Source organism: Kibdelosporangium persicum, from assembly GCF_013280595.1.
GTDB lineage: Bacteria > Actinomycetota > Actinomycetes > Mycobacteriales > Pseudonocardiaceae > Kibdelosporangium > Kibdelosporangium persicum.
In genome coordinates, this window is sequence record NZ_JAAATY010000002.1 from 314,671 (window position 1) to 339,501 (window position 24,831).

The following is a 24,831-nucleotide window of genomic DNA, read 5'->3' on the forward strand; positions in this document are numbered from 1 at the left end:
CTTCTCGGGCATGAGGGGTCGCCGCGCCAACCAGTTCCTGCAGGTCAGCGCGGCCGGCGAAGAAGTCGGCGGGCCGTGCCCATGTCACCGAGGATAGCGGACGGCCAAAGCGACTATCTGGGTGACCTGGGAAGCCGAGAAGTTGTCGTCGCTGACCAAGATCAACGTGCGCTCGCCGCCGGGCAGCCGCGGGCCCCACGTGATGCCCTCGATGTTGTCCAGCCTGCTCAGCCCGGTGTCGGCCAGGTCGGCGAGCAGCTTCTTGCGCATCGGCCTGGCCTTGCCGAGGTCCTTGTCGTGGACGTTGGACGCGCCGCGGGTCGACGCCTCGTAGATCCGCACCTTGTTGCCCACCCCGGTCACGAACGCCCGCTCGACCACCAGGAACCGGGTCGGGTCGACCGGGTCGGCGGCCACCATCGCGGAGATGCCGTTGTTCCCGGGCGCCGCGGTCGGCGGGTTGGGCGAGGCGAAGACCGGTTCGAGCGGATAGGCGTACTGGGCGACGACGTGACCCGTCCGCGTCTGCACGGTGATCCGCGACAACGCCCCCTTGTCGACAGTGGGCGACGGGCCGTCCTGCTTCAACGGCCCCTCGACCGAGCTGACCACGAGGGTGCCCGCAGCGGCATAGGTCAGGCCTTCGAGCACGTCGTTCGGCTTCGGCCCGGTGGTCTGCGTGACGCGCAGGTTCCGCGGCAACGGCAGTTCGTTGACGAACTTGCCGTCCCGCCCGGCGTTACGGATCGACGGGTCGAGCGAGAACGGAGCGGTGCCGCCTTCCTGCGACCACGTGTAACGGCCGGTCCACGGATCCACCCGGATCTCCTCGGGATCCACCGCACCGGCGGGGTAGGTGGTGCCGTCCGGCTGGAGGAACGGGCGCGTGCCGGTGAACTCGACCGCGCCGAGTCCCTTGGCGGTCACGTCGATCCGCGCGGTGTAGAACCGCGCCGGTTGCAGCGTGGACCGGTCGTCGCTGATCAGGACGTATTCGCCGGTCCGCGGATCACGGTCGATCCCGGACAGGCCACCGACTGTCGTGCCCTCGAAGAGGAACCTGGGCACCACCGTCTCGCCGAGCAGGCGCACGTCCTTCGACGGCGAGGCCGAGGCGGGCGCGGCCACCAGGCCGGTGGTGATGACGGCGGCGGCAGCGGCCGCGATGAAGCGTGCAGACATGGCGTGAAGCACATCCGATGAGGGTGTCCGTTGGGTTGAATGCAGCTGACACCTAACATCGATCGTGTGATCGTCGCATCCCTGGTCGGAGCAATCGCACTCGTCGTAGGCGGCCTTGCCGTGACAGTGACGGGTCTGCTCGGTTTTCGTGAGCGGCTGCCGCTGAACAGGTACGCGGGGGTGCGCACCGCCGCGTCGATGCGTGACTCCGACACCTTCCGGGTCGCGAACAAGGTCGCCGGGCTGCCGTTCGCCGTCGCGGGCCTGATCGGCGTGCTCGGCGGCGTCCTGCTGCTGGTGATGCAGTCGGGCGGGCTGGTCGCGCTGATCATCAGCCTCGGCGGGATGGTCGTGATCGCCGCCGCGGGCGGGCTGCTCGGCCACAAGGCCGCACTCGCCGTGCCGGAGCCCGAGCCGGAACTGCCCGCCGGCTGCGCCGGATGCGCCTGCGGCAACTGCGGTGTCGCCAAGCTGAGGGCCTAGGCCGTGTTTCAAATGCCCGATCGCGATAGCCGGGCCGGATGCGGCCCCTGACGCCACCGCGGGACCGCCCAAAGACAACCAGTATTCGCGGTGATCCCGCGGCGACGCCAGGAACCGCCCCATCGAGCCGATTCCGGCCTCCGGCCGGGGCAGACTCTCATCGACCGGGACATTCAAAACACGACTTAGTTCACCCGCACCTCACCCGGATGCGTGGCCAGCAGGGCGATCGGCATGCCCTGGCGGCGCAGCACACGGCCCCATAGGTCCTGGTCGGGCGAAGCCAGCACGTCGTCGGGCAGCGCCGGGACCACGATCCAGTCGCCGCGCTCGATCTCCCCGGCCAGCTGATCCACGTTCCAGCCGGCGTACCCGGCGAAGACACGAAGTCCCCGGACCTTCGGCGCGACCGTGTCCGGATCGGTGTCCAGGTCCACGAGCGCGACCGGGCCCCGGACGCTGATCACTCCCTTGATGCCGGCCGCGTCCTGGCCGGTGCGCAACGCCGCCAGGCAGAGCGCGGTCTTCTGCTCGACCGGCCCGCCGACGAACAGCGACCGCGGCTCGCTGACGTGATCACCCCAGGCGGGTAAGACGTCGCGAACCGGCACTTCACTGGGACGGTTGAGGACGACGCCGAGGGTGCCCTCGCCACGGCGGTGATCTATCACATAGACCACCGTCCGGCGGAAGTTGTCGTCGAGCAGGGTGGGCGCCGCCACCAGCAGCGTTCCTGGCTCTACGTCAGCGTCGGGTCGCACAACGCACATGATCCCATCAGCCCCGGCACGCCCCCGACAGCCCAAGCTTGTCGCGAAAAACGCTGGATGATCCTCGGGAACATCCACAGGACCCGGTAACGTTAGGAGCTAGGTCGGTACGCCAACGTGTCCCCCGGGCTCAACCACAAAAGCCTTCATGGAATACCGGTAGCGCAGGAGCCATGTCGCGCCATTCGCCGTGAGGCGACCGGGCGTACCGACCGTCCAGCCTTCGGGCGTTTCTTTCCTGTCCGGTTGCTCGATGGTGGCTGCCGGTTTCCCTTCTTGCGTAGGCTGGACGCTCGTGACGGCGGTGGTCGACGAGAAGCAGAAGGTGCCCGCGCGGCAGTTGCTGGCGCTGCGGGAGTTCCGTCGATTGCTTTACCTGCGGTTCTCCTCGCAGTGGGCGGACGGGCTGTTCCAGACCGGCCTGGCCGGGGCGGTGATCTTCAACCCCGAACGCGGCGCCGATCCGCTGACGATCGCCACCGGGTTCACCGCGCTGCTGCTGCCGTACTCCATCGTCGGTCCGTTCGCGGGTGCCTTGCTGGACCGCTGGGACCGCAGGCGCGTGCTCGTGGTGGCGAGCCTGCTTCGTGCCGGACTGATCCTGGCCGCGACGGTCGGGCTGCTCGCCGGGGCGCCGAGTGGGTTGCTGTTCCTGATGTCCTTGATGGTCCTGGGCGTCACCAGGTTCATGGGCTCGGGTCTGTCCGCCGCGCTGCCGCACGTCGTGCCCGAACGAAATCTGGTGCAGGCCAACTCGATCGCCGTGACCCTCGGCTCGATCGTCGCGGTGATCGGCGGCGGCTGCGCCATCGTGCTGCGCAAGGTGTTCGGCGAGGACGACTACGGCTCCGGCATCACCACGTCGTTCGCGATCATCGGCACGGTGCTGGCCGTGTTGTTCGCGGTCCGGTTCCAGCGCGGCAAACTCGGGCCGGACGAAGTGGACGAGCCGGCCGGGACGGTCCTCGCGGTCGCGCGTGGTCTCGTCGACGGCGCCAAGGCGGCCTGGCGTGCGCCGCGGGTGATCGCCGGTTTTGTCGCGTTGTTCGCCCACCGGATCTCCCAGAGCATCGCGTTGCTGCTGGCCGTCCTGCTGATGCGCTACTACTTCACCGACTTCGGCTGGCTCAAGGCCGGCCTCACCGGTCTCGGCGAGATCGCCGCGTTCGCCGGGATCGGCATCTTCATCGCCGGGTTGGTCACGCCGAAGCTCGTCGACCGGTTCGGCAGGCACGCGGCGATCATCGGCTCGCTGCTGCTCGTCGCCGCCGCGATGGCCGGGCTCGGCCTGCCGATGACGTTGCCGACCATGCTCGGCGCGGCGTTCCTGATGTTCGGCGCGGGTCAGGTGATCAAGCTCTGTGTGGACGCGGTGATCCAGAGCGACATCGGCGACGAGTCCCGCGGCCGGGTGTTCTCGCTCTACGACACGCTGTTCAACGTCACCCAGGTGGTGTCGATCGCGGTGGCCGCGGCGGTTGTCCCCGCCAACGGCCACTCGCCCGGCCTAATCGTCGCGACGATCGTGTTCTACCTGCTCGGCGCGGTCGGCTACGTCTTCGCCAGCAGGCGGGACCACGCCCCGCACGTCATCTAGCCCCTGCTCGGCGGCCCAGCGCCGCAACTCGGCCACGGCCTCGTCGTGCTCGAGCGGGCCGCGGTCCAGGCGCAGGTCCTTGAGGAACTTCCACGCCTTGCCGACCATCGGGCCCGGCCGCAGCCCGAGCAGCCGCATGATCTCGTTGCCGTCGAGGTCCGGCCGGACCTTGGCCAGGTCCTCCTCGGCCGCGATCCGGGCGATCCGGGTCTCCAGGTCGTCGTACGAGCGCTGCAACGCCTGCGCCTTGCGACGGTTGCGGGTCGTGCAGTCGGCACGGACCAGCTTGTTCAGCCGGTCCAGCAGGTCACCGGCGTCGGTGACGTACCGGCGCACCGCCGAGTCGGTCCACTCGCCCTTGCCGTAGCCGTGGAACCGCAGGTGCAGGAACACGAGCTTGGCGACGCTCTCGATGATCTCCTTGGAGTAGCGCAGCGCACGCAAACGCTTGCGGACCATCTTGGCGCCGACCACCTCGTGGTGGTGGAAGCTCACGCCACCGCCGGGGATGTGCCGCCGGGTGTCCGGCTTGCCGATGTCGTGCAGCAGCGCGGCCAGCCGCAGGATCAGATCCGGCTCGCTGCCCTCGTCCTCCAGGTCGATCGCCTGCTCCAGCACGACCAGCGAGTGCTGGTAGACGTCCTTGTGCTGGTGGTGCTCGTCGATCTCCAGCCGCATCGCGGGCACCTCGGGCAGCACGTGCCCGGCCAGTCCCGAGTCGACCAGCAGCTCGATGCCCTGGCGCGGGTGCGTGCCGCAGAGCAGCTTGGACAGCTCGGCCTGGACGCGCTCCGCGGTGATCCGCTCGATCTGGCCGGCCATCCGCCCCATCGCGTCGATCACGCGCGGCGCGGGCGTGAACCCGAGCTGGCTGGTGAACCGCGCGGCCCGCATCATCCGCAGCGGGTCGTCGCCGAACGACTCCTCCGGCGGGGCGGGGGTGTCCAGCACCTTCGCCTCCAGCGCGGCCATCCCGTCGTACGGGTCGACGAACTGCTTGGTGGCCAGGTTCACGGCCATCGCGTTGACGGTGAAGTCACGACGCTTGAGGTCTCCCTCGATCGAGTCACCGAACTTGACCTCGGGGTTGCGCGACACGCCGTCGTACTCGTCGGCCCGGAACGTGGTGATCTCGCAGGTGAGCCCGTTCTTGGTGGCCCCGACCGTGCCGAAGGCGATGCCGATGTCCCAGACCGCGTCCGCCCAGCCCGACACCAGCCGCATGACCTGTTCGGGCCGCGCGTCGGTGGTGAAGTCCAGGTCGGTGCCCAGCCGGCCCAGCAGCGCGTCCCGCACGCTCCCGCCGACCAGGAACAGACTGTGACCCGCCTTGGCGAACAAGGCGGACAGCTCTTCCGCTACCGGGGAGACGCGCATCAGTTCCACAACCGCATTCTGCTTGGCCAGCATCGTCGACACGGCGAATCAGGCTAGTTGACGCCGGGACACGATTACGATCGAGTTCATGCCCTCGTCATCAGGCCGTTCTCCCGGCACCCGGTCCGGGCGCCGCGGCAGGCGCCGGGGCAGGCGGCTGACGACGGTCGACGAGACGTCCGCCGGGGGCCTGGTGATCGACGAGGACAGAGCCGCGGCGGTGGTCATCGGCCGGCTCGATCGCCGGGGGCGGCTGCTCTGGTCACTGCCCAAGGGGCACATCGAGGCGGGTGAGACGCCCGAGCAGACCGCGGTCCGCGAGGTCAAGGAGGAGACCGGGATCACCGGCGAGGTGGTCCGCTCGCTCGGGTCGATCGACTACTGGTTCGTCGCGGAGAACCGGCGGGTGCACAAGACGGTGCACCACTACCTGCTGACCGCGCTGTCCGGCGAACTGTCCGATGAGGACACCGAAGTGACCGAGGTGGCGTGGGTCGCCCTCGATGATCTTGACGGCCGGCTGGCGTATGCGGACGAGCGCCGGTTGGTGCGCAGGGCGATGCAACTACTCTCTGAGCCGGCAAACACACCGTATGAGGGTGATGTGTCGTTCTCGGACGGCCTTGACGCGCCGAAGGGTCGAAAACAATGAGTGGGCTGCGTTACGCAACCCGTCACAAGCTGGCCGCCGCGGTCGCGGCGGGTGTCCTGCTGGCCGGGTCGGCTCCGCTGACCGCCTTCGCCCAGCCACCCGGTCCGGAGCCGCTGATCGCGCCGATCGGGCTGGCCAGGACACAACCGGCCAACTCGCCACCCCGCCTTCAGCTGGACATCGACCAGCTGGACCCCCGGGTGGTCCGCTCGGACACCCCGACGGTCACCGTCAAAGGCCGGGTGACCAACGTCGGTGACCGGCGGATCGACCAGGTCGAGATCCGGCTGCAGCGGGGCGAGCCGCTGGCCGACGAGGGCAGCCTGCGGGCCGCGATGAGCCAGCCGCCGTCCGCGGAGATCGCCAAACCGCAGTTCACCCCGGTCACCAGGACGCTGGACAAGGGCGCGAGCGCCACCTTCACCGCCACGTACTCGCTCGAGCAGCTCAGGCTGGACCAGCCGGGTGTCTACCCGGTCCTGATCAACGTCAACGGCAGGCCGGAGTACGGCGGCGTGGAACGGCTGGCCGGCCTGAACGTGCTGCTGCCGGTCCTGTCGCTGCCCGGCCGCACCGCGCCGCCGCCGCAGGCCCCGGCCAGGATCACGCTGCTGTGGCCGCTGGTCCACGACCGCCCGCGAGTGGTCCGGGAGGCCGACGACGACCAGCAGCTCGTGCTGGCCGACGACGATCTGGCGTCGTCGCTGCAGATCGGCGGCAGGCTCTACGGGATGCTCAACGCGGTCGAGGCCGCCACGAGGTCGAACACCGAGCTGGCGTCGTCGATCTGCTTCGCGATCGACGGGGACCTGCTGGAGACCGTGCAGGCGATGGCCGGCGGCTACCAGGTGCAGCGGCCCAACGGGCCGATCGTTCCCGGCAAGGGCAAGGACTTCGCGCAGCGCTGGCTGGTCACCCTGCGGGCGTTGACCAACGGGCAGTGCGTGATCGCGCTGCCGTACGCCGACGCGGACGTGTCCGCGCTGTCCCGGGCCGGGGCGGCGGAACTGGCGAAGAACGCCGTCAACGAGAGCGTCACCGCCGTGGGCACCATCCTCCAGCCGACCAAGCCGCAGGCCGGGGTGATCTGGCCGGTCGACGGCACGATCGACCAGCGCGCGCTGAGCGACATCGCGGGAGCGGCGCCGACGATCGTGGTCGCGAACCCGGACCGGCTCAAGGGCGTCAACGGCGCCGCGCCGCTGTCGGTCGGCAAGTCCGACCGGGTGATCCCGCTCGACCAGCTGACGTCGTCCTCGCTGGCGGGCAGCGCCGCCGCGGCGAGCGGTCCGGTGTCGGTGCAGAACGGGCTGGCCACGCTGTTGTTCCGGACCACGCAGTCCGGCCAGTCCGTGCTGGTGGCGCCGCCGCGCCGGTGGACGGCACCGGCCAGCGAACTGACCGTGTACCTGCAGTCGATCGGCCGGATGATCACCGACCGGCTGGCCACCGCCCGCCCGCTGGCCGACCTGGTCGGCGCGCCGCCGGGTGGCTCGGCCACCGCGCTGGACTACCCGGAGCAGGACATCGCGGCCGAGGTCCCCGCCGCGGTGATCAGTCAGGTCGTCCAGAGCAACGACGTGCAACGGGATCTGTTCGGCGCGATGCTGCCGGACAACACCCGGCCGGTGAACCCGGAGACGCTGATCCACCCGCTGCGCAACGGCCTGCTGCGGGCCTCGTCCAGCGCCTGGCGCGGCGACCCCGAAGGCGGCAGGCAGGCCGCGGTCACCGTGGTCAGGCAGGTGGACGAACTGCGCAGCCAGGTGACCGTCAACCCGCCGGGGCCGCCGATCACGCTCGCGTCGTCCAACAGCCCGATCCCGATCCGGATCGCCAACAACCTCCCGGTCACCGTGCGGGTCAAGCTGGTCATCGCGGAGAGCGCGGGCCTGCGGCCGGGCACGATCCAGGAGCGGCCGATCCCGGCGGGCAACACGTTCACCGAGATCGTGCCCGCCGAGCTGCTGCGCGCGGGCAAGTTCACCGCGGACGTGTGGGTGACCACACCTGATGGCACTCCGTTGGGTTCCGTCTCCAGAATTGAGATTTCGTCGGGGTCGTACGGCACGATCACGGTCGCGGTCACCAGCATCGCCGGAGGCATGCTGGTACTGCTCGCCGCCCGGCGCGTCTACCGTCGGATCAAGCAGAAGAAGAACCAGGAGCCCACACCGGCTTGACCAGAGCGAGGACAACCGTGCCCCCCGCCGGCGGCGGCAGACCCCGACAACCCGAGAAGCCCGCGGCTGCCCAGCGCCGAGGGTCCTTCGGGCGTGCCGTCGGGTCGATGGCGATCGCCACCCTGGTCAGCCGGATCACCGGGTTCCTGTGGAAGGTCATGCTGGCCGCCGCGGCGGGCCTTGATCTGGTCAACGACTCCTTCACGATCGCCAACACGCTGCCCAACATCGTGTTCGAGCTGCTCATCGGCGGTGTGCTGGCCAGCGTCGTGGTCCCGCTGCTGGTCCGCGCACAGGACGACCCGGACGGCGGCATCGAGTACACCCGGCGCCTGCTCACCGTCGGGATGACGCTGGTCGGTATCGGCACGGTCGTCGCGGTCGCGCTGGCGCCGGTGATCACCCGGCTGTACGTGGACGACTCGACAGGCACGGCGAACATCGACCTGGTCAACGCGTTCGCCTACCTGCTGCTGCCGCAGATCTTCTTCTACGGCCTGTTCGCGCTGCTGACCGCGATCCTGAACGCCAAGCACGTCTTCGGCCCCACGGCATGGGCACCGGTGATCAACAACCTGGTGGTGATGGTGACCATCGGGGCTTACGTGATCGTGCCCGGCGAGATCTCGCTGGACCCGGTCCGGATGGGCGACGTCAAGCTGCTCGTCCTGGGCATCGGCGTGACGCTGGGCATCGTGGTGCAGTCGCTGATGCTCGTCCCGGCGCTGCGCCGGATCGGCTTCACGTTCAAGTGGACCTGGGGTTTCGACGCGCGCCTCAAGGAGTTCGGCGGGCTGGCGCTGTGGATCCTCGGCTACGTCGCGGTCAGCCAGGTCGGCTGGGTGATCAGCACGCGCGTGCTGACCGCGGGCGCGCCCGGTGGCGCGGCCATCTACAGCTACTCATGGCTGCTGCTGCAATTGCCGTACGGCGTCATCGGCGTCTCGCTGCTGACCGCGATCATGCCCCGGCTCAGTCGTGCCGCCGCGGACGGCGACGACCGCAAGCTGATCGCGGACCTGTCGTACGCCAGCCGCCTTTCGTCCGTGATCCTCGTGCCGATCTCGGCCGTGCTGACGGTGACCGGCACGTCCATCGGCATCGTGCTGTTCTCCTACGGCGCCAGCGACACGACCCAGGCGACCCGGCTCGGTGAGTCGCTGGCGGTGTCGGCGTTCGGCCTGTTGCCGTACGCGCTGGTGATGTTGCAGCTGCGGGTCTTCTACGCGATGAAGGACGCCCGCACGCCGACGCTGATCATGATCGTGATGACCGTGGTCAAGATCCCGCTGCTGTACATGTGCCAGGCGGTGCTGGCGCCGGAGCACGTGATCATCGGTGTGATGATGATCAACTCGTTGAGTTACGTGGTCGGCGCGGTGCTCGGTCAGGTGTGGCTGTGGGTGCGGCTCGGGCACCTGAGGACCAAGCGGGTCGTCGGCGTGACGCTCTTCTCTGTTTTCGCCGGCGCGCTCGGCGTGGCCGCCGGGCTCGGCATGGCGAAGCTGCTGGGCGGTTTCCTGCCGGAAGCGGCCGCTGCCAGGGCGTTGATCTCCTTGATCATCGAGGGGATCGTCGCGGGCGTGGTCTCGTTCGGCGTGCTCGTGCTGCTCAAGGTCGACGAGCTCAAACCGGCCACCGCCAAAATCACCCGTCTGATTCGTCGGCGCTGATCTGGGTGTCCGTCATGCTTTCCGGGTTTCCCGTACGCTCGCTACGAGGTATCCGTTGCGCGCGGACAGATGGCGCGTCAGACGGGAGAGTGCGGTGACACCCAGGAGGACCGACCACACCAACGACGCGACCGTCCGGGGCGTTCGCGCGACGGCTGGCGACCTGCTTCCCGGCGGCGTGATCGGCGACGGTCGCTATCGGCTGCTGGCACCGTTCGGGGTGGATCTTCGTGGCAACGCACACATGTGGCGGGCCCGGGACGGCCAGCTGCGCCGCGACGTGGCGCTGACCGTCCTGGTCGGTGATCCCACCAACCGTGACGCGACGCTGGCGGCCCGCCGGACGTTGGAGCGCGCCGCGCACGCCGCCCGGTTCATGAACCCGACTGTCTCCCGGGTGCTGGACGTCCTCGGTGTGGGCGGTGGCATCGACCCGAGCGAAGGCGTGCTCGGCGTTGTCGTGGCGGACTGGGCGCAGGGCACGGACCTGATCGACCTGATCGCCGAACACCCGCTGCCGGCCGGGACCGCGGCACGCCTGCTCGAACCGTTGGCCATCGCCGTGGAAGAGGCCCACCACACCGGGCTGGTGCTGGGCGTGGACCACCCGCAGCGAGTGCGGATCGGCCCGGACGGCGCGTTGCGGCTGGCCTTCCCCGGACCGCTGCCGCAGGCCTCGTTGCAGGACGACGTCAAGGGCCTCGGCGCGATCCTGTACCTGCTGCTGACCGGTCGCTGGCCGTTGCCCGGCGGCCCGCCGACCATCCCGCAACCACCCCGCGAGCGCACCGGCGCTCCGGTCTCGCCCGCGCTGCTGCGCCAGGACGTGCCGGACGACCTGGCGGATCTGGCCGTGCGCAGCATCGTGGACACGTCCTTGGGCGGAATCCGCACCAGCTCGGCGTTCCTGACCGTGCTCGAAGGTGTCGCACAGCGGGCGGAACTGATCGAACAACAGACCCAGCTGATCGACCCGGTGGTGCCGGGCGAGGTCCAGCTGGCCGACCAGGACACCATCTGGACCACCAACAAGCGTCCGCCGAGGGACGACGACCGGCGCCGCAAGCTGGCGATCGGCGTGACCGCGTTGACGGTCGCGACGGTCGGCGTGCTCGCCTGGGTGGGCATGCAGCTGATCAGCTTCTTCGGCAGCGACCCCGTTCCCGCCGCGGTCCAGCAGTCCGTGGTCGCCGCGCCGCCGTCGACCAGCAGCAACCCCGGCAACGAACCGCAGGCCAACCCGCCGCCCGCGCCCAAGCCGGCCGCCCCGGTCAAGCCGACGAAGGTCGCCGTCTATTCGGTCAAGGGCGACAAGGACAACGCCCGCAACGTCGCCCGAGTGACGGACGGCAAACCGAACACGTTCTGGGCCACGGGTCAGTACAAGCAGCCGTTCCCGGCGCTCAAGCCGGGCATCGGCGTCATGGCGACCTTCGAGCAGGCGACCAAGATGGCGTCGGTGTCGATCGACTCGCCCAGCGAGGGCACGGTCGTGGAGATCCGCTCGGCCTCGTCGGCGACCGCGAAGTTCGACGACACCAAGGTGATCGGCACCGCGACGCTGACCAACGGCAAGACCGACATCGCCCTGTCCAACGCCGAGCCGACCGAGTTCGTCCTGGTGTGGATCACCAAGCTCGGCGTCGACGGCAACCAGAACGTCAGCCAGATCAGGGAAATCGAGTTCCAATCGGCCCAGTAAATGGCCGCCTGCCAGGACATGGATAAGCTGCGCGGGTGACCGCCGCAGCAAGCTCGGACGCAGCGCTGATCGCGTCCCATGCCGCCGGGGATCCACACGCGTTCGCCGAGATCGTTCGCCGCCACCGGGACCGGATGTGGGCCGTGGCGTTGCGTACCCTGCGCGATCCGGAAGAGGCCGCCGACGCGTTGCAGGAGGCCTTCATTTCGGCTTTCCGCAACGCCGGGTCGTTCCGTGCCGAGTCACAGGTGACGACCTGGCTGCATCGGATCGTGGTGAACGCGTGCCTGGACCGAGTCCGGCGCCGACAAGCGCGCCCGACAGTTCCTCTGCCGGAGACCGGGCCTGGTGAGCCGGTCACTCCTGGTGACGCGATGTCGGAACGGGAGACAAGTCTGGTGGTGCGCAACGCGCTGGCCGAATTGTCCGAGGAACAACGCGTACCGATCGTCCTCGTCGACGTGGAGGGCTATTCGGTCGCCGAGACGGCCAAGATGCTCGGGATCGCCGAAGGCACCGTGAAAAGCCGTTGTGCCCGAGGGCGGGCCAAGCTGGCCAAAGTTCTCGGGCATCTGCGGAACCCGATTGCTGATGCGAACGTCCCAGGTGACGCAAGCGAAAAGCGCGAGGGGCGTCCACGGCGTCAGTGGGAGGGGACATGACCGGCATCGGACGGGGGAGCGGCGGGCCGCCGTGGTCGGTCGACCTGCTCGCCGACCTCCAGGCGGGTGCGCTGGACCCTCAGCAGGCCGACCAGCTGTGGCCGCGGGTCAACGCCGATCCCGAGGCCCGCGAGATCCTGGCCGCCCTGGAGGCGACGCAAGCGGACCTGCGTGAGTTCGCGAACGTGCCGGCGCCGCCGATGCCCGCGGAGTTCGCCGCCCGGCTGGACGCCGCGATCGCCGCCGAGTCACAGGCCCGCGCCCAAGCCACCCAGACCCAGACCGCACCACCGCCGCCCCAGCCACAGCCCGCTGCTCCCGTTGTCAGCCTTGACGAGGCACGCAAACGGCGTAACCGCAGGCTGGGTGTCGGCGTCGGGATCTTCGCCGCGGCGGCGGCAGCGGTCGGCATCACCTTCGCCACGCTGCCCAGTGGCAGCGACAGCGGCCCGCCGGTCGCGGCACCGGGACCGCTGAACTTCAAGTCCGAGCAGATCGGCCCCGAGCAGTTGCAGGCCGCCAAGGGCGGCGGCGACTACGGCCCGTTCAGCGACAAGACCAAGCTGGCCGGGTGCTTCGAGGCCAACGACGTGGCCGCGAGCGCCGAACCGATCGGCGTCAAGCAGGTCACCGTCGACGGCAGGCAAGGCACCCTGTTCGTCCTCGCCTCGACGCCGCCGGGCACGTTCCGGCTGCTCGTGGTGGGTCCGGACTGCGGTCCCGGCAACGCGGACACGATCGTCAACAAGCCCGGTGTGAGGTAGTCGCCCCGGTTTTCCCGTCAGTGCTCCCGGTCACCCGGACGGTCTGGAACAACCAGCACCTACGATCGGTTGTCCTAGATGTCACTGGCGGGAATTCCACGGAGGGCAGATGACCGCGCAAGACGAGGTCCGCAACCTGATCATCGTCGGTTCGGGTCCGGCGGGATACACGGCCGCGGTGTACGCCGCGCGCGCGCAACTGTCTCCGCTGGTGTTCGAGGGCAGCCAGTTCGGTGGCGCGTTGATGACCACCACCGAGGTCGAGAACTACCCCGGCTTCCGGGACGGCATCATGGGTCCCGAGCTGATGGCCCAGATGCGTGAGCAGGCCGAACGGTTCGGCGCCGAGCTGAGGACCGAGGACGTCGAGACGGTCGAGCTGGCCGGCGAGGTCAAGTACGTCACCGCGAACGGCGTCCGGTACGCGGCGAAGGCCGTCATCCTGGCGATGGGCGCGGCGCCACGGTATCTGCACGTCCCCGGTGAGCAGGAACTGCTCGGCCGCGGTGTGTCGGCGTGTGCCACGTGTGACGGCTTCTTCTTCCGTGGTCACGACATCATCGTGGTCGGTGGCGGCGACTCGGCGATGGAGGAGGCCATCTTCCTGACCAAGTTCGCCGACTCGGTGACCATCGTGCACCGCCGCGAGGAGTTCCGTGCCTCGCGGATCATGCTCGAGCGCGCCAGGGCCAACGAGAAGATCAAGTGGCGGCTGAACGCCGAGGTGGTCGAGGTGCTGGGCACCGACGGCAAAGTTTCCGGCGCACGGTTGCGTGACACCCGGTCGGGAGAGACCGAGGACATCGACGTGACCGGTGTGTTCATGGCGATCGGCCACGATCCGCGCAGCCAGCTCGTCGCCGGTCAGGTCGACGTCGACGCGGACGGGTACGTGCAGGTGGAGGGCCAGAGCACCTACACCAACCTGGACGGCGTGTTCGCCGCGGGCGACCTCGTCGACCGCACCTACCGGCAGGCCATCACCGCCGCCGGCTCCGGATGTGCCGCGGCGATCGACGCGGAACGCTGGCTCGCCGAGCACGGCGAAAGCCATGCCCACCAGGCCCCTGAACTCGTCGGGGGCGGCTACGCCCCGACCAACAACTGACACGAGGGAGACACCGTGAGCGGCAAACCCGTCACCGTTACCGACAAGTCATTCACCGAGGACGTGCTGCAGAGCGACAAGCCGGTGCTGGTCGACTTCTGGGCCACCTGGTGCGGGCCGTGCCGCATGGTCGCGCCGGTGCTCGAGGAGATCGCCTCCGAGCACGCGGAGAAGATCACCGTGGCCAAGCTGGACATCGACGCCAACCCCGAGGTGGCGCGGGACTACCAGATCATGTCGGTGCCCACGATGATCGTTTTCCAGGGCGGCCGCCCGGTCAAGCAGATCGTCGGCGCCAAGCCGAAGGCGGCGCTGCTGAACGATCTCGCCGACTACGTGGCCTGATTCCTCCACGAGCAACCCCGGCCCGGGACTCTGACGCCTGTCGGCGAGTCCCGGGCCGTGTCATGTCTCACACTTGATCGAGTGGTGCCGTGTCGGCCTGGACGCGGGACGTGACCCTAAGCAGACCGGGACGGCAGGCAGGGCACAATAGCCTGCGACACAACGTGAGATCGTCGGTTTCTGTATTTTCTGACCTGAGTGAGGGGTGCATGCGGGAACTCCGCCCCGGCGACGCCGGACCGGCTGTAGCCGAAGTGCGGGCCACGCTCGCCAGCCTGGGCCTGCTGCCCACGGTCAACGGCATGGGCGACCCGTCGGTGTACGACCTCGCCGTCGAGCACGCCGTGCGCGCGTTTCAGCAGCAGCGCGGCCTGATCACGGACGGGATCGTCGGGCAGGCGACCTATCAGGCCCTGCGCGACGCCACCTACCGGCTGGGCGGCCGCCCGCTCGCCTACCTGGTGTCCGCGCCGGTGAGCGGCGACGATGTCCTGGAGCTGCAGGAGCGCCTGCTGCAGCTGGGCTACAACGCCGGCCGCCCGAACGGCGTCTTCGGCCCGCAGACCGAGCGTGCGCTGCGTGAGTTCCAGCGTGACTACGGCCTGACGGTCGACGGCATGTGCGGCGCCGAGACCGTCGGCGCGTTCGCTCGGCTGTCCCCGCGTGCCAGCGGTGGACGGCCGGTGCTGCTGCGGGAGCAGGAGAAGGTCCGCAACGCCGGTCCTCGCCTGCGTGGCAAGCGGATCGTGATCGACCCGGGCCACGGCGGTACCGACACCGGGGTGACCGTGGACGGCATCCGGGAAGCGGACCTGATGTGGGACCTGGCGCGCCGCCTGGAGGGCCGGATGGTGGCCACCGGGATGGAGGCCATGCTGTCCCGTGGGCCCGACCAGTGCCCCACCGAGGCCCAGCGCGCGCACTTCGCCAACGAGGCGGGCAGTGACGTCTTCATCTCGCTGCACTGCGACCGCAACTCGTCCCCGCACGCGTCCGGCCTGGCGACCTTCTACTTCGGCACCGCCCGCCACAACACGTCCACCCTGGGCGAGGCGCTCGCCGGGCTCATCCAGCGTGAGCTGACCGCCCGGACCGGCATGTTCAACTGCCGGACGCACGCCAAGACGTGGGACTCGCTGCGGCTGACCCGCTGTCCCGCGGTCCGGCTGGAGCTGGGCTACCTGACCAACGCGGGCGACCGGGCCAGGCTCGCCGATCCGGCGTTCCGGGACCTGGTGGCCGAAGGCATCCTGGTGTCGGTCAAGCGGCTCTACCTGCTGGGCGAGAACGACCAGCCGACCGGCACGTTCACCTTCGCCGACCTGATGCGGCACGAGCTCACCAAGAGCTGAAACCCACGGGCTGAGGCACGGTCAGCGCTGGTACACCGGGCTCGCGGTGGTCACCGAGACCGTGCCCAGCAGGCGTTCCAGCGCTGCCTCGACGTCTTCCTTCCAGGTGATCGCGCTGCGCAGTTCCAGGCGCAGCCGCGGCCACCGGGCGTGTGGCCGGACGGTCTTGAAACCGACCGAGGCCAGGAACTCCGAGGGCACGACGCAGCAGTTGTCCTCGTCCGCGTCCTCGGGCTTGGCGTTGCCGAACGACTCGATGGCCTTCACACCGCGGCGGGTGAGGTCCTTGGCCACGGCCTGGACCAGCATCCGGCCGAGCCCCCCGCCACGGAACTCCGGCAGGACGTAGAACCCGGTCAGCATGACCGCGTCCGGGCTGATCGGCGACGTCGGGAACGCCAGGGAACGCGGTACGGCGTTCGGCGGGGCGTAGAGGACAAACCCCACCGGCAGCTTGTCGGAGTAGACCAGACGGCCACAGGAGCCCCACTCCAGCAGCATGCTGGAGACCCAGGCCTCCTTCTCCAGTTCGGTCTCACCGAAGGCCTCGGCCTGTTCCTTCAGGTGCGGTGCGAGCTCCCAGAACACACAGCCCCGCGAGTGCTTCGGGAGGTGCTCCAGGTTGTCCAGCGTGATGCCGACGACGCGTCGCGACACCCAACCTCCCCGGCTGCGGCGAAGGAACCTGACAAGGACGTGCGAGAACCACAGGTCCGGCGTCCAGAATAGGGGGATGTGACAAGTGCCGGAAGGACAACGACCTGATAGAGGCCAGAGTTACACTCGCTTGACTGACGAACGAGGTGGCGCATGCACTCGGAGGAACCGGAGGGCAATCAGGTGACGCCCTCCACCGGCCAGAATCTCGATCCGCACCTGAAGCGCTACGCGGCGCGGGCGGAGGGGATGACGGCGTCGGAGGTGCGTGCGCTGTTCGCGGTCGCGAACAGGCCGGAAGTGGTCTCGCTTGCCGGTGGCATGCCGAATCTCGCGGCACTGCCCCTGGACTCCATCGCGGCCGAGGTCGCCAGCCTGATCGCCAAAGAGGGCCTGGTGGCCCTTCAGTACGGCTCGGCACACGGCCTGCCCGCGCTGCGTGAACAGATCTGTGACGTGATGTCCCTTGAGGGGATCACCGGACATCCGGACGACATCGTGGTCACCGCGGGTTCCCAGATGGCGCTGGACCTGGTCACCCGGATCTTCATCGATCCCGGCGACGTGGTGATCGCGGAAGGTCCTTCGTACGTCGGCGCGCTCGGCACGTTCGCCTCGTACCAGGCGCAGGTCGTGCATGTGGAGATGGACGCCGCGGGCCTGGTCCCCGAGGCGCTGCGGCAGGCGCTCGCGGTCGCCCAGGCGCAGGGGCGCCGGGTCAAGTTCCTCTACACCATCCCGAATTTCCAGAACCCCGGCGGCGTCACGCTGGACGTGATCCGGCGCGCGGAGATCCTGGAGATCTGCCGCCAGGCGGGTGTGCTGGTGGTCGAGGACAACCCGTACGGACTGCTGGGCTTCGAGGGCCAGACGTATCCCGCGTTGCGCTCGATGGACCCGGACAACGTGATCTACCTGGGTTCGTTCTCCAAGACGTTCGCCTCCGGCCTGCGGGTCGGCTGGGCGCTCGCGCCGCACGCGGTGCGCGAAAAGCTTGTCCTGGCAGCGGAAGCGGCCGTGTTGTCGCCGCCGGTGCTGAGCCAGATGATTGTGTCGCGTTACCTGTCGACGCACGACTGGCAGGGCCAGATCAAGTCCTTCCAGCAGATGTACCGGGAGCGCAGGGACACGCTGCTGGCCGGCCTCGACCAGCACATGCCGGCCGACTGCACGTGGACCAAGCCGGACGGCGGGTTCTTCGTCTGGATGACGGTGCCGGAAGGCATCGACACCAAGGCGATGCAGCCGCGGGCGGTGACCGCACGGGTCGCGTACGTCCCGGGGATCGGCTTCTACGCGGACGGCTTCGGGTCCCGCCAGATGCGACTGTCGTTCTGCTTCCCGACGCTTGACCGGATCCGGGAAGGTGTCCGCAGGCTCGCCGTCGTGCTGGAGCAGGAGATGGAGCTGCTGCGCACGTTCGGGCCCGCGTCGAGGCGGATTTCGTCCGGTCCGCAGACGCCGAGTCCGGACACGGCATAATCCGGGCGTGTCAGATCGAACTGTTGCCGTCCTGTCCGGCGGGCTTTCGCACGAGCGTGATGTTTCCCTGCGGTCCGGGCGGCGGCTCTCGGCCGCCCTGCGCGCGGTCGGTCTGACCGTCGACGAATGGGACACCGACGGCTCGCTGCTGATGAAGCTCAGCACGCAGAAACCCGACGCTGTCGTGATCGCCCTGCACGGTGGTGAAGGCGAGAACGGATCAATCCAGACCGTGCTGGAGATGCTCGGGCTGCCCTTCGTCGGCACGGACTCGCACGCCTGCCGCCGTGCCTGGGACAAGCCGACCGCCAAGGCCGACCTGGTCCGCTCCGGTCTGCTCACCCCTGACTGGGTCGTGCTGCCGCACAGCACCTTCCGGGAACTCGGCGCCCAGGCGGTGCTCGACGCCATGGTCGAGCGACTTGGTCTGCCGCTGATGCTCAAGCCGGATCAGGGTGGCTCGGCGTTAGGTGCTCAGGTCGTCTGGGACGCGACCGAGTTGCCTGCCGCGATGGTCAACTGTCTGGCGTACGGCGAAACCGTTCTGGCCGAGCAGTTCATCTCCGGGACCGAGGTCGCGGTGACCGTCGTCGACAGCGACGAAGGACCGGTCGCGCTGCCGGCCGTGGAGATCACTCCGGAGAGCGGGGTGTACGACTACACGTCTCGGTACACCGCGGGCTTGACCAACTTCCACACCCCGGCCCGGCTCTCGGCCAAGGCGGCGAGTGAGGTCGCCGACTTGGCGGTGGCCGCGCACAGACTGTTGGGTCTGCGCGATGTATCCCGGACCGACGCGGTGGTCGCCGAGGACGGTTCGATCTACTTCCTCGAAGTGAACGTGTCGCCCGGACTGACCGAGACATCGCTGCTGCCGATGGCGACCGAAGCGGCCGGTCGCTCACTCGGCCAGATCTACGCCGACTTGGTCGACCGGGCCATCGCTCGCGGATGATTCACGTGAAACAAGCAAAGAGCCCCGGCACTCGCCGGGGCTTTCTGATGAGCTGAGCGACCGAGCGCGACGCCTCCTTAAATCGGGCAAATCGAGATCGTCACCGTGACGTAATGGCCTGGGGTGGTTGTACGTCGCCTCACGATGTCCCTTTTGCCCCATTTTGGTTGATGATGTCAACGATCCGTTCAAGATCGTCCACCGAGCCGAACTCGACGACAATCCGGCCCTTCCGCTGCCCGAGTTCGACCTTCACGCGGGTGTCGAACTTGTCCGAGAGTCGCTCGGCGAGGTCCTGCAGACCGGGGGCGTGGATCGGCTTGCGCGGCGCCGCCTTCTGCTTGGCCGGCTGGTCGTGCTTGGCGAGGGTCACCGCCTCTTCGGTCGCACGGACCGACATGCCCTCTTTGACGATCTGCGCGGCGAGCGCTTCCTGACGCTCCGGATCCTCCAAGCCGAGCAACGCGCGAGCGTGGCCCGCCGACAAGATGCCCGCCGCGACCCGGCGCTGCACTGGCAGGGGGAGCTTCAACAAGCGGATCGTGTTCGTGATGACCGGACGGCTGCGCCCGATGCGCGACGCCAGTTCCTCGTGGGTCACCTCGAACTCGTCGAGCAGCTGCTGGTACGCCGCCGCTTCTTCGAGCGGGTTGAGCTGGACCCGGTGGATGTTCTCCAGCAGGGCATCGCGGAGCATCGCGTCGTCCGCGGTCTGCCGGACGATGGCCGGGATCTTCTCCAGCTCGGCCTGCTGCGAGGCCCGCAGCCGCCGTTCACCCATCACCAGCTCGTACGAGCCGCTGCCGAGATCGCGCACCACGATCGGCTGCATCAACCCGAACTCGCGGATCGAGTGTTCGAGCTCCGCCAGCGCCTCCTCGTCGAAGACCTGGCGTGGCTGCTTCGGGTTCGGCTTGATCGCGGAGGTGGGGATCTCGCGGTAGACCGCGCCGGCCACCTCACCGCCCGGCTCGGGCGCGGGCACGCCCCGAGCCGGGACCGGGCGCCGGGGGACGGCCGGTGCGGCCGCGTCGGCTTCGGGACCACTGGGGATCAGGGCGGCCAGGCCTCGGCCAAGGCCGCCCTTGCGTGCCGGAGGGGCCGCTTCCGGCTTGCTCATTCCGCCGCACCTCGTTCTGCGAGTTCACGGGACGCGTCCAGGTAGCTCATCGCTCCCCGGGAACCCGGGTCGTACGCGAGCACGGTCTGGCCGAAGCTCGGCGCCTCGGAGACCTTCACGTTCCGCGGGATGACCGTCTGCAGGACGACGTCACCGAAGTGCTGCCGTACCTCCGCGCTCACCTGGTCGGCCAGCTTGGTCCGGCCGTCGTACATGGTGAGCAGGATCGTGGACAGGTCCAGATCCGGGTTGAGGTGCTTCTGCACCAGATCGATGTTCTTCAGCAGCTGACTCAGACCTTCCAGCGCGTAGTACTCGCACTGGATCGGGATCAGCACTTCCTGCGCGGCCACCATCGCGTTCACCGTGAGCAGGCCGAGCGACGGCGGGCAGTCGATGAAAACGTAGTCCGGGCCGAGCTCGTCGAACGCCTCGTCGGTCAGTGCCGCCTTGAGCCGCGACTCCCGGCCGTGCATCTCGACCAGTTCGATCTCCGCACCGGCGAGGTCTATGGTCGCCGGCACGCAGAACAGGTTCGGCGACTGGTCGCTGACCTGAGCCGCTTCCTTCAGCGACACCTCACCGAGCAGCACCTCGTAGATCGACGGGGTGCCGGAGCGACGGTCCACGCCAAGCGCCGTGCTGGCGTTGCCCTGGGGGTCGAGGTCGATGACGAGCACGCGCAGTCCGTGCATCGCCAATCCAGCGGCGAGGTTCACCGCGCTGGTCGTCTTGCCGACGCCACCCTTCTGGTTGGCGATGGTGAAGACACGGCGATGAGCCGGCTTGGGGAACTGCTTCTCGGGGTGCAGGAGCTTGGCGGCCCGTTCGGCCTCTTCGGCGATCGGCGTCCAGTTCACAGGTGGCTGCACCTCCTCGGCGCCGACGGCACCGTCTCAAGTTTCACGTGGAACATGCTCGGTCCGATCCTTCCTTATCGCCGCTTGCGGGTACGCCCGGCAGGCGGTTCAGCGCGCCGCACGACCACAACGGTCGTGGGTTCGGCGAGGAACCCACCACCACACGTCCGTACCTCCGGGTCGACGCCGCCCGCGCGAGCGATCTCGGCCCGATCTCGTTCTATCTCCTCGGCGGCACTCGATCCCTTGAGCGCGACCAGCCGACCACCGGCCCGAAGCAGGGGGAGGCACCAGCCGGCCAGCTTGCCCATCGGCGCCACCGCTCGCGCGGTGACCACATCCCGGTTGGCGAGCGTGCGCCGGATCTCCTTCTCCTCAGCCCGGCCACGGACCACCGTCACGTCCACCTCGAGCTTGGCCGCGACCTCTTCCAGCCACGCCACGCGTCGGGCCATCGGCTCCAGCAGAACGACAGACAGATCGGGCCGCGCGATCGCCAGGGGGATACCAGGGAAGCCGGCGCCCGATCCGACGTCGACCACGGTCGCACCCTCGGGCACGCACTCCGCGATCGCCACCGAGTTCAACAGGTGCCGGTCCCAGAGCCGATCGACTTCACGTGGACCGATCAGACCGCGCTCGACACCGTGTTCCACGAGCAGTTCGGCGAACTGCGCTGCCCGGTCTGCGCCGGCGCCGAACGCCTGCGACACCACGTCGGTCATGAGCTCCATCCGATGTTCCACGTGAAACCGCGCCGTCTCGATTGTCGCCGATCGGCAACTCTCGCCCCACCGACTCACCGCATCCGAAGGGCAGTTTCACGTGAAACACGCGTCGCGTGGGGACCCGGATCAGGATCTCACATCACGCGCACAAAAAAGGAACGCGGCCCGCCGTGTTCGGCGGACCGCGTCCAAACTCACTCAATAGAGTCAGGGCTTCGGGAAAATCACCACACGGCGGCGGGGATCTTCTCCTTCGCTCTCACTGTGCACGCCTTCGATCTCGGCGACCGCGTCGTGCACGACCTTGCGCTCGAACGGAGTCATCGGCTGCAGCCGGACCTTCTCGCCGGTGCTGAGCACCTTCTCCGCGCTGGCCTTGCCGAGATCGCGCAGTTCCTCGCGACGCTCCGCCCGCCAGCCGGCGATGTCCAGCATCAGCCGGCTGCGCACGCCGGTCTCCTGCTGCACCGCGAGCCGGGTCAACTCCTGCAGCGCCTCGAGGGCATTGCCGCGCGGGCCGACGAGCTTCTCCAGATCGTCACCGCCGTCAATGCTGACGATGGCTCTGCCGGCCTCGACGTCGAGATCAATGTCACCGTCGAAGTCGAGCAGGTCCAGCAGGCGCTCCAGGTAGTCCCCGGCGATGTCGCCTTCCTGAACAAGCAAGTCCTCACCGGTCGGACCGGACCGCCCTGGCTTCTCCTCGGCGGCGTCTTTGTCGACCTGCCCGCCCTCGGCCCCGAGGTCGGTGTCGGCTGCCGTCACGGTCTCTCCTCTCCAGGCCTCGGATCGCGTCACGGACGCTTCCGGCCTGACTTCTTGCTACGGGATCGGTCTGGCGTCAGACCGGGAACCTTGGTGCCGCCGGTGTGGTTGGTGTTGCCGCCCGCGGCGGGCTTCTTGGTCGTTTCGTTCGCGGGCTTCACCGACGGCTGCTTGGCCGGCCACTTCTTGGCCGGCTTGCCCTTGTTCTGTGCCGAGTTCGTCGTCTCGTCGGCGGAGGTCTCGTCCGTGGCGGGCCGCGCGGGGGTGGGGCGCTTCTTCGGCTGGGTCGGCTTCTGCCCGACCCGCGGGCCGAGGTTGTTGCGCTTCTCCTGAACCTGCGCCTTCTGCTCTTCTTCTTCGCGGTCGATCTTCTTGTAGATCAGGAACTGCTGGCCGAGGGTCCAGATGTTGTTGCTCAACCAGTAGACGAGCAGACCGATCGGGAAGAAGGCACCGAACACGAGCACACCGAGCGGGAACACCCAGAGGGTGATCTTGTTCATGATGCCGGTCTGCGCGGTGGCGGTCGCCGGGTTCTGCCGGGCCACGTTGTGCTTGGCGGTGAAGTGGGTCGCGACGCTGGCGATCACCATCAACGGCGCCGACACGAAGATGACCGACGTGAGGTTCGAGCCGATGTTCGTGATCTCGTGGCTCGCCTGCGCGATGTAGTTCGACAGCCGGGCGCCGAACAGGTTGGCGTTCAGGTACGAGCTGACCTCGTCCGCGCCGAAGTAGTAGTTTCCGGTGGCGCCCGGCTTGAACCCCTGCAACACGTTGTTCAGGCCGAAGAACACCGGGATCTGCAACAGCATCGGCAGACAGCCGCCCAGCGGGTTCACCCCGTGCTGCGACTGCAGCTTCTGCATCTCCTGGGCGAGCTTCTGCCGGTCGTTCTTGTACTTGGTCTGCAGCTTCTTGATCTCGGGCGCGAACTCCTGCATCTTGCGCATCGAGCGAACCTGCTTGATGAACGGCTTGATCAGAATCGCGCGGACGGTGAACGTCAGGAAGACGATCCCGAGTACCCAGGCGATGCCGGTGGCCGGGCCGAACACGGCACCGAAGACCTTGTGCCAACACCAAAGGATGAAGGACACCGGGTAGTTGATGAAATCGAGCACGGAGCTACTCCTCGGCGGAACTGTGGTGAGCCGGGGTCAACGTCCCGGTCGGCATGCGCCGGGTACGACGGGGTGGCACGGGGTCGATACCCCCGGGGTGCCAAGGGCCGCAACGCAGCAACCGGCGTACGGTGAGCCACGTTCCCTTGAAGGCACCGTGGACCTGCAGGGCCTCCACGGCGTACGCGCTGCAGCTGGGGTAGAAGCGGCAGGTGGGCGGCAGCGCGGGCGAGATCCACTTGCGGTACGCGTGGATCGGCAGCAGCAGAACCCATGCCACAGGACCGGGCCGGCGCCGCGCACCGTCCGGGCTCTCATCATGATCGTGATGATCGTGCGAGTCAGTCACTGTTCCACCGCCAGCTTGAGCCGCCGGACGGCCGCGTCGAAATCATGGGCGAGTTCAGCGCTCGACGCTTGGGCAGCCGGCGGGAGCGCCCGGACGACCAACGAGCTACCGGGAGCCAGAGTTCCGAGCCGGTCGGCCACGACATGGCGCAGCCTGCGGCTGACCCGGTGACGGACCACCGAGTTGCCCACGGCCTTGCTCACAACGAAGCCAACCCGGACGGGCGAGCCCGTCCGGGTCAGCGAGGTCTCAGTTGTCGGTTCCGTCATCGCCGCCGCCTGCACCGCGTGCACGACGAGCCGGGGTCGCCCAGCGCGTCGGCCGTGCCGGGTCACATGGGCGAAGTCGCCGCTACGCGTGAGCCGGGCGGTTGCGGGCAGCACGGCGCCGTGCCGCCTGTCAGGCCGACAGTTCGGCGCGGCCCTTGCGGCGACGAGCCGACAGGATCGCCCGCCCCGCACGGGTACGCATGCGCAGCCGGAACCCGTGGGTCTTGGCACGACGGCGGTTGTTCGGCTGGAAGGTGCGCTTGCCCTTGCTCACGGCTTCGTTCTCCCGATCTTGTCTTGAGGTCGCGTGTCCCCAGCTGGAGGTTGGCCCTCGGTGGACCGGCATGCGTCGTGGTGGTTCGAACGGCGTGAGTGGGCACGCAGAACACACCCGAAGCTAGCGGGAGACCTTTCGAGGGTACGCACCCGGCCGTCACCGGCCAAATCCGGGTCGCCTTTGTGACCGGCCACCGCGACACGCCGCCGCTGGGCGCGCTGTCCACGACCACGTCTTGTGGGCGGGGGCGGCGCTTGTTAGCGTGCGGCTTCCGGTTTGGTCACACGGGGAGTGGGAGCCCCGCCGTGTCACGTCCCGCCACTCGGTACGTTGAACCGAATAGGGGCTTCGCTGCGGTTCGCCGTATCTTCGTGCACAGTTGTGGACAACCCTGT

The 24,831-nt window shown here is 68.6% G+C and carries 25 protein-coding genes; 13 read left to right on the top strand and 12 right to left on the bottom strand.

Going from position 1 to position 24,831, the window contains the following annotated elements; translation table 11 throughout:
• Positions 1-84: 84 nt before the first annotated feature.
• Positions 85-1,182 (bottom strand): esterase-like activity of phytase family protein, encoded by a 1,098-nt coding sequence (locus GC106_RS06010; protein WP_173125252.1) that lies wholly within the window; start codon positions 1,180-1,182, stop codon positions 85-87.
• A 39-nt stretch (positions 1,183-1,221) separates the two neighbouring features.
• Between GC106_RS06010 and GC106_RS06015 the strand changes: the two genes are divergently transcribed.
• Positions 1,222-1,665 (top strand): SdpI family protein, encoded by a 444-nt coding sequence (locus GC106_RS06015; protein WP_173125254.1) that lies wholly within the window; start codon positions 1,222-1,224, stop codon positions 1,663-1,665.
• A 185-nt stretch (positions 1,666-1,850) separates the two neighbouring features.
• Here the strand turns inward: GC106_RS06015 and GC106_RS06020 are convergent, their stop codons facing one another.
• Entirely contained in the window at positions 1,851-2,435 is a 585-nt protein-coding gene (locus GC106_RS06020) for a YqgE/AlgH family protein (RefSeq protein ID WP_173125256.1), read from the bottom strand.
• A gap of 295 nt (positions 2,436-2,730) precedes the next feature.
• Between GC106_RS06020 and GC106_RS06025 the strand changes: the two genes are divergently transcribed.
• Complete coding sequence (locus GC106_RS06025) at positions 2,731-4,032, top strand: MFS transporter (protein WP_312872463.1); 1,302 nt, start codon at positions 2,731-2,733, stop codon at positions 4,030-4,032.
• Here the strand turns inward: GC106_RS06025 and GC106_RS06030 are convergent.
• Positions 3,943-5,442, bottom strand: coding sequence for a CCA tRNA nucleotidyltransferase (locus GC106_RS06030; RefSeq protein WP_173125586.1), 1,500 nt, complete (start codon positions 5,440-5,442; stop codon positions 3,943-3,945). The two genes, GC106_RS06025 and GC106_RS06030, sit on opposite strands and share 90 nt — an antisense overlap.
• 55 nt (positions 5,443-5,497) lie before the next feature.
• Here GC106_RS06030 and GC106_RS06035 point away from each other — a divergent pair, with 55 nt between their 5' ends.
• From GC106_RS06035 to GC106_RS06075, 9 genes are all read left to right on the top strand, one after another.
• A complete protein-coding gene (locus GC106_RS06035; RefSeq protein WP_173125260.1) occupies positions 5,498-6,061 on the top strand; it encodes an NUDIX hydrolase in 564 nt (187 codons plus the stop codon).
• Positions 6,058-8,244: a DUF6049 family protein gene (locus tag GC106_RS06040; protein ID WP_173125262.1), complete on the top strand. Its 2,187-nt coding sequence runs from the start codon at positions 6,058-6,060 to the stop codon at positions 8,242-8,244. Before GC106_RS06035 ends, GC106_RS06040 begins: the two co-directional genes overlap by 4 nt.
• A 107-nt stretch (positions 8,245-8,351) precedes the next feature.
• On the top strand, positions 8,352-9,917 hold the full coding sequence (murJ, locus tag GC106_RS06045; protein WP_173125264.1) for a murein biosynthesis integral membrane protein MurJ: 1,566 nt from the start codon (positions 8,352-8,354) through the stop codon (positions 9,915-9,917).
• A 94-nt stretch (positions 9,918-10,011) separates the two neighbouring features.
• Positions 10,012-11,619, top strand: a complete 1,608-nt coding sequence (locus tag GC106_RS06050) for a protein kinase family protein (RefSeq protein WP_312872464.1) — start codon at positions 10,012-10,014, stop codon at positions 11,617-11,619.
• Positions 11,620-11,654: 35 nt separating this feature from the next.
• The gene (gene sigM, locus GC106_RS06055; RefSeq protein ID WP_173125266.1) at positions 11,655-12,281 is read left to right on the top strand and encodes an RNA polymerase sigma factor SigM; all 627 of its coding nucleotides are present in this window, start codon (positions 11,655-11,657) and stop codon (positions 12,279-12,281) included.
• Positions 12,278-13,045, top strand: coding sequence for an RsmA family anti-sigma factor (locus GC106_RS06060; RefSeq protein WP_173125268.1), 768 nt, complete (start codon positions 12,278-12,280; stop codon positions 13,043-13,045). Before sigM ends, GC106_RS06060 begins: the two co-directional genes overlap by 4 nt.
• Positions 13,046-13,154: 109 nt before the next feature.
• Positions 13,155-14,153, top strand: coding sequence for a thioredoxin-disulfide reductase (trxB, locus tag GC106_RS06065; protein ID WP_173125271.1), 999 nt, complete (start codon positions 13,155-13,157; stop codon positions 14,151-14,153).
• A 15-nt stretch (positions 14,154-14,168) separates the two neighbouring features.
• A complete protein-coding gene (trxA, locus tag GC106_RS06070; protein WP_042183983.1) occupies positions 14,169-14,498 on the top strand; it encodes a thioredoxin in 330 nt (109 codons plus the stop codon).
• 209 nt (positions 14,499-14,707) lie between these two features.
• Entirely contained in the window at positions 14,708-15,850 is a 1,143-nt protein-coding gene (locus GC106_RS06075) for an N-acetylmuramoyl-L-alanine amidase (RefSeq protein WP_173125273.1), read from the top strand.
• Between the two features lie 21 nt (positions 15,851-15,871).
• Here GC106_RS06075 and GC106_RS06080 read toward each other — a convergent pair whose 3' ends face one another.
• The gene (locus tag GC106_RS06080; RefSeq protein ID WP_173125275.1) at positions 15,872-16,507 is read right to left on the bottom strand and encodes a GNAT family N-acetyltransferase; all 636 of its coding nucleotides are present in this window, start codon (positions 16,505-16,507) and stop codon (positions 15,872-15,874) included.
• A gap of 153 nt (positions 16,508-16,660) precedes the next feature.
• Here GC106_RS06080 and GC106_RS06085 point away from each other — a divergent pair, with 153 nt between their 5' ends.
• Positions 16,661-17,989, top strand: a complete 1,329-nt coding sequence (locus tag GC106_RS06085; protein WP_173125277.1) for an aminotransferase-like domain-containing protein — start codon at positions 16,661-16,663, stop codon at positions 17,987-17,989.
• Positions 17,990-17,996: 7 nt separating this feature from the next.
• Positions 17,997-18,944, top strand: coding sequence for a D-alanine--D-alanine ligase family protein (locus GC106_RS06090; protein WP_173125279.1), 948 nt, complete (start codon positions 17,997-17,999; stop codon positions 18,942-18,944).
• A gap of 139 nt (positions 18,945-19,083) precedes the next feature.
• On the opposite strand, the gene GC106_RS06095 is transcribed toward GC106_RS06090, so the two are convergent.
• The 8 genes from GC106_RS06095 to rpmH all read right to left on the bottom strand — a co-directional run bounded on the left by GC106_RS06095 (position 19,084) and on the right by rpmH (position 24,433).
• Complete coding sequence (locus tag GC106_RS06095) at positions 19,084-20,064, bottom strand: ParB/RepB/Spo0J family partition protein (RefSeq protein ID WP_173125281.1); 981 nt, start codon at positions 20,062-20,064, stop codon at positions 19,084-19,086.
• Entirely contained in the window at positions 20,061-20,924 is an 864-nt protein-coding gene (locus GC106_RS06100) for a ParA family protein (RefSeq protein ID WP_312872465.1), read from the bottom strand. The genes GC106_RS06095 and GC106_RS06100 overlap by 4 nt, the downstream gene beginning before the upstream one ends.
• A 74-nt stretch (positions 20,925-20,998) precedes the next feature.
• Positions 20,999-21,658 carry a 16S rRNA (guanine(527)-N(7))-methyltransferase RsmG gene (gene rsmG, locus GC106_RS06105; RefSeq protein WP_173125285.1) on the bottom strand — a complete coding sequence of 220 codons (660 nt, stop codon included), beginning with the start codon at positions 21,656-21,658 and terminating at the stop codon, positions 20,999-21,001.
• A gap of 201 nt (positions 21,659-21,859) precedes the next feature.
• Positions 21,860-22,417: a Jag family protein gene (locus tag GC106_RS06110; protein ID WP_173125287.1), complete on the bottom strand. Its 558-nt coding sequence runs from the start codon at positions 22,415-22,417 to the stop codon at positions 21,860-21,862.
• Between the two features lie 29 nt (positions 22,418-22,446).
• Positions 22,447-23,541 carry a membrane protein insertase YidC gene (gene yidC, locus GC106_RS06115; RefSeq protein WP_173125289.1) on the bottom strand — a complete coding sequence of 365 codons (1,095 nt, stop codon included), beginning with the start codon at positions 23,539-23,541 and terminating at the stop codon, positions 22,447-22,449.
• 4 nt (positions 23,542-23,545) lie between these two features.
• Positions 23,546-23,890 carry a membrane protein insertion efficiency factor YidD gene (yidD, locus tag GC106_RS06120; RefSeq protein ID WP_173125291.1) on the bottom strand — a complete coding sequence of 115 codons (345 nt, stop codon included), beginning with the start codon at positions 23,888-23,890 and terminating at the stop codon, positions 23,546-23,548.
• Entirely contained in the window at positions 23,887-24,273 is a 387-nt protein-coding gene (rnpA, locus tag GC106_RS06125; RefSeq protein WP_173125293.1) for a ribonuclease P protein component, read from the bottom strand. The genes yidD and rnpA overlap by 4 nt, the downstream gene beginning before the upstream one ends.
• Before the next feature lie 16 nt (positions 24,274-24,289).
• Positions 24,290-24,433: a 50S ribosomal protein L34 gene (gene rpmH, locus GC106_RS06130; RefSeq protein ID WP_173125295.1), complete on the bottom strand. Its 144-nt coding sequence runs from the start codon at positions 24,431-24,433 to the stop codon at positions 24,290-24,292.
• Positions 24,434-24,831 lie beyond the last annotated feature (398 nt).